The sequence below is a fragment of the Halocatena pleomorpha genome (assembly GCF_003862495.1).
GTDB classification, from domain to species: domain Archaea; phylum Halobacteriota; class Halobacteria; order Halobacteriales; family Haloarculaceae; genus Halocatena; species Halocatena pleomorpha.
The window spans coordinates 19810-27446 of record NZ_RRCH01000035.1 but is presented as its reverse complement, the minus strand read 5'-3'; the positions used below and the strand labels follow the sequence as shown (position 1 = coordinate 27446).

General features: G+C 60.5%; 8 protein-coding genes and 1 tRNA gene. 6 read left to right on the top strand and 3 right to left on the bottom strand.

Going from position 1 to position 7637, the window contains the following annotated elements:
* Positions 1-142 precede the first annotated feature (142 nt).
* Positions 143-217 (bottom strand) — tRNA-Val (locus EIK79_RS15435).
* Positions 218-400: 183 nt separating this feature from the next.
* Between EIK79_RS15435 and trpD the strand changes: the two genes are divergently transcribed.
* From trpD to trpG, 4 genes are read left to right on the top strand one after another with little or no spacing between them, the layout of a single operon-like run.
* Positions 401-1408, top strand: a complete 1008-nt coding sequence (gene trpD / locus EIK79_RS15430) for an anthranilate phosphoribosyltransferase (RefSeq protein ID WP_124956278.1) — start codon at positions 401-403, stop codon at positions 1406-1408.
* Positions 1405-2076: a phosphoribosylanthranilate isomerase gene (locus tag EIK79_RS15425; RefSeq protein ID WP_124956276.1), complete on the top strand. Its 672-nt coding sequence runs from the start codon at positions 1405-1407 to the stop codon at positions 2074-2076. Before trpD ends, EIK79_RS15425 begins: the two co-directional genes overlap by 4 nt.
* Entirely contained in the window at positions 2073-3719 is a 1647-nt protein-coding gene (trpE, locus tag EIK79_RS15420; RefSeq protein WP_124956274.1) for an anthranilate synthase component I, read from the top strand. Before EIK79_RS15425 ends, trpE begins: the two co-directional genes overlap by 4 nt.
* Positions 3716-4330 (top strand): anthranilate synthase component II, encoded by a 615-nt coding sequence (trpG, locus tag EIK79_RS15415; protein ID WP_124956272.1) that lies wholly within the window; start codon positions 3716-3718, stop codon positions 4328-4330. Before trpE ends, trpG begins: the two co-directional genes overlap by 4 nt.
* Here trpG and EIK79_RS15410 read toward each other — a convergent pair.
* Complete coding sequence (locus EIK79_RS15410) at positions 4327-4533, bottom strand: DUF7835 family putative zinc beta-ribbon protein (protein ID WP_124956270.1); 207 nt, start codon at positions 4531-4533, stop codon at positions 4327-4329. The genes trpG and EIK79_RS15410 overlap by 4 nt on opposite strands.
* 245 nt (positions 4534-4778) lie before the next feature.
* Here EIK79_RS15410 and EIK79_RS15405 point away from each other — a divergent pair, with 245 nt between their 5' ends.
* Both EIK79_RS15405 and EIK79_RS15400 read left to right on the top strand, forming a co-directional pair.
* Positions 4779-5318 carry an HIT family protein gene (locus EIK79_RS15405; RefSeq protein ID WP_124956268.1) on the top strand — a complete coding sequence of 180 codons (540 nt, stop codon included), beginning with the start codon at positions 4779-4781 and terminating at the stop codon, positions 5316-5318.
* A 35-nt stretch (positions 5319-5353) separates the two neighbouring features.
* Complete coding sequence (locus EIK79_RS15400; RefSeq protein ID WP_124956266.1) at positions 5354-6277, top strand: cation diffusion facilitator family transporter; 924 nt, start codon at positions 5354-5356, stop codon at positions 6275-6277.
* 56 nt (positions 6278-6333) lie between these two features.
* On the opposite strand, the gene EIK79_RS15395 is transcribed toward EIK79_RS15400, so the two are convergent.
* Entirely contained in the window at positions 6334-7590 is a 1257-nt protein-coding gene (locus tag EIK79_RS15395; protein ID WP_124956264.1) for a tRNA (N(6)-L-threonylcarbamoyladenosine(37)-C(2))-methylthiotransferase, read from the bottom strand.
* Positions 7591-7637: the final 47 nt, after the last annotated feature.

Sequence of the window (7637 nt, the reverse complement as noted above, 5' to 3'; positions counted from 1 at the left end):
GATTTGAACCACCGTCAGACGGTCGCCTCGCTGCGCTCGGCGCTGCGACTGACGTGCCTCGACGTTCGCTCACCGCTGCGCGCTTCGCTGCACGTCTCACCGCCGGCCACTACTCAAAATATAAAACAAAAAACGAACGATATGGGTTCGGGCGGATTTGAACCGCCGGCCTCCTCCATGTCAAGGAGGTGTCATAACCAGCCTAGACCACGAACCCGTTTTCGCTTACAGTTTCCTGTACTGGAGAGGGATACTTGAACCTTTCCGAATCCCCTCGCCCGATCGAGTGATATCGTGCGCCACTTGCTATAGTGTGAGTCAATATCACACATTACCGACAGTATTAAGGCAATGTACATATTTGGACAAAGTAAGACAATATCGATCATCAGTGGTCATTATGAACACCTATATCGAGCGTGTGACTGACGGCGAGGATCTGACACAGAAGGAAGCTCGATCAGTGGCGAACGCCGTATTCGAGGACGCGACGGCGACACAGATCGGTGCGCTGCTGGCGGGACTACGATCGAAAGGAGAAACAGAGGCCGAAATCGCGGGGTTCGCGGAAGGAATGCGAGCGGTTGCTAACACGATTTCCCCCGATCGGACACCGCTGGTGGACACGTGTGGGACGGGCGGCGACGAGCATGACACGATCAACGTCTCGACGACCAGCGCCATCGTCGCCGGAGGGGCGGGCGTTCCGGTTGCCAAACACGGCAACTACTCCGTTTCCTCCTCGTCGGGCAGCACGGACGTGCTTGAGGCGCTTCGTGTACCGGCAGCTGCCGAACCGGCCACTGTCGAGCGGTTGATAGAGAAGCACGGCATCGGATTCATGCACGCGCCGGTGTTCCACCCGGCGATGAAGGCGGTGATCGGGCCGCGACGGGAACTGGGTATGCGGACGATCTTCAACGTGCTCGGACCGCTAACGAACCCCGCCGGAGCGGACGCCCAAGTCGTCGGAGTGTACGATCCGGAGTTGGTGGGGACGCTCGCGCGCGCACTCGCCAGACTTCCGGTCGAGCGGGCGCTTGTTGTCCACGGTCCCGGATTGGACGAAATCGCCATCCACGGAGAAACGCAAGTCGCGGAGGTGACGGGCGAGCAGACCGAGGAGTACACGCTCACGCCCGCCGATATCGGTCTCGATCGGGCACCGATCGAACAGGTCGCGGGCGGAACCCCAGAGGAGAACGCCACCGTGCTCCGGGAGATCGTCACCGGCGAGCACACCGGTCCGAAACGCGACATCGTGCTCGCAAACGCCGGGGCGGCCGTCTACGTCTCGGGAGAAACGGACAGCATCGAGGCGGGCGTCCACCGCGCTCGGGACGCAATCGAGTCAGGAGCCGCCGGGTCGGTGCTCGAAGAACTCCGCTCGGTCTCGATCACCCAATGACGCACTCGGACAGCCGAACGCGGGTGAAGATCTGTGGTCTCACAACGGCCGCGGACCGGGATCTCGCGGTGACAGCCGGTGCGGACGCTGTGGGATTCATCAGCGGCGTCTCGGTGGACACCCCCCGAGAGATCTCCGCCGAGACGGCCGCGACGTTGGTCGAGACGACGCCCCCGTTCGTGAGTACGGTGCTGGTGACGATGCCCGATGACGTAAGCGACGCCCTCGAACGGATCGACCGCGTCGGTCCGGACGCGGTGCAAGTTCACGGACTGTCTCCGTCGGCTGTCGCTGCGCTCGCAGGTGAGACGGACGCGGCGGTGCTCGCCGCGGTGACAGCGGCCAACAGTCCCGACTACGAGTCGGTGGCCGACGCGCTGGTCGTCGATTCGCTCGATGACGACGGTGCCGGCGGAACCGGTGAAACACACGACTGGGAACGCGCCCGCGATCGGGTTGAGGCGCTCGATTCGCCCGTCGTGCTCGCCGGTGGTCTCACCCCCGACAACGTTGGTGCGGCGATCGAGACGGTCGCTCCCTACGGGGTCGATGTCGCCAGCGGCGTCGAACGCAGTAGCGGACATAAAGATCCCGCTGCAGTGCGGTCGTTTCTGGGCCGGGCCGGAACACGAACCGACAGACCGGAACCCACCGATCCAACGCCATGACCGACCCACGATCCGTTACCGACGAGGCGGGAGTGACGCTTGATTGCTCACGCGAGGCATTCATCGAATGGGTGACCGATCACGATCGCCCCATCGTGGCCCACGTGGCAGCGTCGCTCGATGTCGATGTCTCGTCACTACTGGCGTACGCGACGTTGAACGATCAGGGCGAGTACGGCTTTTTGCTCGAAAGCGCGGAGAAAGTGCCATCGAGCGATCCCGATGGCGCGTTTACACCCGATACAGAGGTCGACGACAGACACGCACGCTACTCGTTCGTCGGATACGATCCGGCCGCCGTCATCACTGCAAACGGCGCGGACGTGACCGTCGATCTTCTCGATGATCGCTATGTTGGGCTGCTCGATCCCAATCCAACGGGAACAGACGTACTCGACAGGCTCAATGCCGTCCTGCCGGATGTTGCATTGTGTGGCTTCCCGGACCGATCCAGACGGCGATTGGACGGCGGGTTGGTCGGAGTGCTCGCCTACGACGCGGTGTACGACCTCTTCTTGTCAGAGTTAGAGTACGAACGTCCCGAAACACGAGTGCCTGACGCGGCGTTCGTCCTGAGTGATTCGACGCTCGTCTTCGATCAGTGTACCGACAGCCTCGAACTCGTGTTCACGCCGGTTGTGCGTCCTGAGGAGGACGCAGACGCGCTGTACACTGCGCTTCGTTCCGAGGCAACCCGAGTGGCTCGACAGCTGCGGACGGCCGATGATATCGAGACCGGCGGTGTCGAGCGTGTGAACGCGTGTGCGGGGAGCAGAGAAACGTACGAACAAGCGGTACGGACGGCCAAAGAACACGTTCTCGATGGCGACATCTATCAGGGCGTCATCTCCCGACAGCGGGACGTTGCGGGTGAGATCGATCCTCTCGGGTTGTACAGCGCCCTCCGAGAGATCAACCCCTCACCGTACATGTACGTGCTCGATCGGGGTGACAGCACCATCGTCGGTGCGAGTCCGGAAACGCTCGTGTCGGTCCAAGACGAGACGGTGGCGATGTACCCGCTCGCGGGGACGTGCGATCGTGGTGAGAGTCCCGTCGAGGATCGACGGCTGGCGGGCGAGATGCTTGCCGACGAAAAAGAGCGTGCAGAGCACACGATGCTCGTGGATCTGGCTCGCAACGACGTTCGTCGTGTGAGTGAACCGGGCAGCGTGTCCGTCGAGGAGTTCATGAACGTCTTCAAATACAGCCACGTCCAACACATCGAGAGCACTGTCACCGGCATGCTCGCTGAGGACGCAAACGCGTTCGACGCGACGCGTGCGGCCTTCCCCGCCGGAACGCTGACCGGCGCTCCGAAGATCCGTGCAATGGAACTCATCGATACACTCGAATCCCAACCGCGCGGCGTCTACGGCGGTGGACTCGGTTATTACTCTTGGAACGGTGACGCGGATCTAGCGATCGTCATCCGAACCGCGACGATCGAACACGGGAGCGACGACACCGCGGTGTCGGACCGCATCACGGTTCAGGCGGGCGCTGGAATCGTTGCTGACAGCGATCCCGCCGCCGAATACGAGGAGACCGAACAGAAGATGAACGGCGTACTGACTGCACTCGACGCGATTGAAGCCGAGACGACCGAACCACGCCGGCCGGACGGAGAGACACCACGATGACGACCCACCAACCAGCAGCAACGAGCAAACACGTCTGTTTCGTCGATAATTTCGATTCGTTCACGTACAATCTTGTCGAGTACGTGAGTCAGCACGCGACCACCGAGGTGGTTCGTAACACCGCCTCGCTCGAAGACATCCGTGCGCTCGATCCCGACGCGGTCGTGCTCAGCCCCGGTCCGGGCCACCCGAAAAACGACCGAGATGTCGGCGTCACGCTCGATGTTCTCACGGAACTGAGCACCACTGTGCCGACGCTGGGTATCTGTCTCGGGCTAGAAGCCGCCGTGCACGCTTACGGTGGCACGATCGATCACGCCCCCCAACCGATCCACGGCAAAGCGGTTCCGATCGAACACGACGAAACTGGCGTGTTCGAAGGACTTCCCAACCCGATCCGAGGCGGGCGCTATCACTCGCTCGTTGCGACAGCGGTGCCAGCCTGTTTCGAAGTGACAGCCACTACCACGGAAGTAGCCGACGGAACATCCGAGCTAGTGATGGGTGTTCGCCACCGTGAGTATCCGATCAGCTGCGTCCAGTTCCATCCCGAAAGCGTGCTCACGAACACGGGCCACGAGATCGTTCGGAACTTCCTCGAAGCCGCCTAAGCGTTGTTCATCCGAAGAGAAGTCTCCGAACCACAGATCTGACAGACGCTGACGCGGTACGGTTCACGGGAAAACTGCGCGTTCTCCGGCTTGCTGCTTTCAGTGAGTATTTTTACAGACACGTCGTGAGGCGTTTCGCGTCCGCACGCCGAACACATCTCGTGGATGCCCGCTTGCTTCGACTGCTGCTTGGAGGCTTTCATCGATCACTGCTACCAGGCTAACCGGTATAAAAACCCACCTCCGTTGGGGGTAGTTCACGTCGATTTTCGCATGACGGGAGTCGATTTCTCCAATAACCGTTTTAATTCCGTTGAGAGCGTTTAGAACAGTTTCTAAAACAGTCTGATGGGAAACGGCACTGAAAGAGCCATTATGTTTAAATGGATGTAGGTAGCCCGCAAGAACGGTACGCTATGCTTAACAGGTCGTGGGACGGAGAACGGCCATGGAACAGGTGTTCGCGCCGTGGCGGATCGAGTGGGTCGAACGAAACGGAGGGGAAGATGAGGGGTGTGTCTTTTGTGAGTTGCCGGCGGCCGAACAGGACCGAGAGAGTCGGGTCGTCGCTCGGAGCGAACACGCGTACGTGCTGCTCAACAACTATCCGTACAATCCCGGACACGTAATGGTCATCCCGGAGACGCACACGGGGGAGTACGGAGCGTTATCGGACGCTGTGTTGCTCGACCACGCCCGGTTGAAACAGCGGGCACTCGCCGCACTCGAACAAACCCTCGATCCGGACGGATTCAACACGGGATGTAACCTCGGTCACGGAGCGGGCGGGTCGATTGACGACCATCTCCACACCCATGTCGTTCCCCGGTGGGAAGAGGACACGAACTTCATGCCCGTCATCAGCGAAACGAAAGTCATCGTTGACGCCGTCGAGAACACCTACGACAAGTTGCATGAGGCGTTCGCCGCACAGGATGGGACCGAAACCACTGACGCGGGTGCGATCGGAATCGAACCTGCGGAGTGAGCTAACGACGTTCGAACTAGATGACGTGTTCGGCCATGGATCGAAACACTGCCCTGCGGCGCATCGGTCTCCTCGTGTTGGGGATCAACGGCGTCCTCGTGGTGGCTAAGGGCGGTGTGTATTTCGCCACCGGATCGATCGCGGTCGGTTCAGAAGCGGTGAACAGCATCGCTGATGGGGTGTACAGCCTTGTTGTCGTCGGGGGGCTGTACGTGACCACACAGCCACCGGATCCCGACCATCCCCACGGACACGAGCGAATCGAGCCGTTCGTTTCGCTGTTCGTCGCGCTCGGGATTCTCGCCGCTGGAATCGCCGTGCTTTACAACGCAGTTCGGTCCATCCAAACGGGACCTGTGGCAGTCGGAGAACTGTCCGCGATCGCCGTACTCGCCGGGACTGCGGTCGTGAAATACCTCCTTTACCGGTACTGTCTCCGCGTGAGCCGAACGTACCACTCTCCAGCCATTGAAGCGACGGCGCTGGACAATCGAGCCGACGTTCTCACCGCAATCGCTGCGCTGATCGGCGTGCTCGGCGCGAGCGTCGGCTGGCCGGTGCTTGACCCGGTAGCCGGGATCGTCGTCTCCCTCGGAATCATGTACACGGGAATCGAAATCGTGGTCGATAACGTCGGCTATCTCGTTGGAGTCGCACCGTCTGAAGAACTCCGCAAAGAGATCGTCGACCGTGCGCTCTCACACCCCGATGTTTATGGTGTACACGATGTCGTTCCCCACCACGTGGGTCCCGAGGTTGACGTGAGTCTCCATCTCGAAATTGAGGGCGACCGGTCGTTTACCGACGCTCACGACATCGAAACAGATGTCGTCGAATCGATTCGGGAGATCACGGAAGTCGATGACGTGTTCGTACATCTTGATCCGAAGGAACTCGGGGAGTGGAAGGACACCGATAGCAGTTACACCGACGGAACTGAGACGGATGGGACGGAGTGACGGAAACGGTTAGACAACTGTTGGGTGAGTAACAACGGTCAAAACGGTGGAGGCAATCACTCGGAAACGGAGACGGGTTCACCGAAGCAGTACACCGTTTCTGCGCTGGTGATCTCAACCGTCACGAATTCGCCCGGTTGGATGTCGTGCTCGGTGGCGTTTTTGATGATAACCTGTCGGTAGGCTTCGTCGTAACATTTCACCGAATCACCGGTGCCGTGTTCAACGACGAGTACCTCGTGGTGTTCGCCCACCATGTCGTGGTAGGCGTCACCGACGATCTCCATTTTCTCCTCAACCATCTCCGAGGAGCGTTCTTTCTTGATCGTGCCGCCAAGCCCCTTGCGCTGTGCGGCGTCGGTGCCGGGACGTTTGGAAAAGCGCGTCACGTTGATCTTTTCGGGACGGACTTCTCGTAACAACGCGAGACTCTGCCGGTAGTCTGCGTCGGTTTCACTCGGGAAGCCGACGATGAAGTCCGTCGACAGCGTCCAGTGGTCAAGCGCCGAGTCGAACGTTTCGACCACCTCGACGAACTCCCGGACTTGGTGCTGGCGGCGCATGTCACCGAGCACATCGTTGCTCCCCGACTGCACGGGAGCATGGATGAAGTTGTACAGCTTTTCGTTGGTAGCGAACACCGACGCGAGTTCGTCGCGGATCCCGTGCAGTCCCTTGGGGTTGGCCATTCCGACGCGGACGCGAAAGTCGCCGTCGATGTCACAGATGCGTTCGAGCAGGGTGTGGAGCTTGCGTTCGCCCGTGTCCCACCCGTACACGCCCGTGTCCTGACCCGTGATACGGAGTTCTTTGGCTCCCGCGTGAACGAGCGCACGGGCTTTCTCGACGTTCTCCTCGACTGGGGGACTGTCGATCTTCCCGGTCGCTTTTTTCGTGATGCAGTAAGAACAGTCGCTCATACAGCCACGGGCGATCGGGAGAATCCCAACCACGCCGTCCAACACCGGTTCCGTTCCCGGCGTCGTCGTCGGGCACTCGCCGTTTCGAACGGCGGTCGGAACCGCGTCCCAATGGAGCACGTCCGCGTCGATTTCCTCGAACAGCTCACCCTGAGCGAGCGCCATACAACCCGTGACGATGAGATCCGCCGTTTCCGATTCGAGCTCTTTGGCCCGCGAAAGCATGTTGCGCTCGGTTTTCTCGACAACGGTACACGTGTTGAGGATCGCAACGTCGGCCTCCTCGGGACCGTCAACCGGGTGATGTCCTCCATCACGGAGCAGCCGCTCAATCTGGCGGCTCTCACCACGGTTGGCCGTGCAACCGTACGTCTCGATGTGGTAGCGGGCCATCGCTATCGTCAATTCCGGCTCGTAGCGGGAAAAACACGACGCTTCGT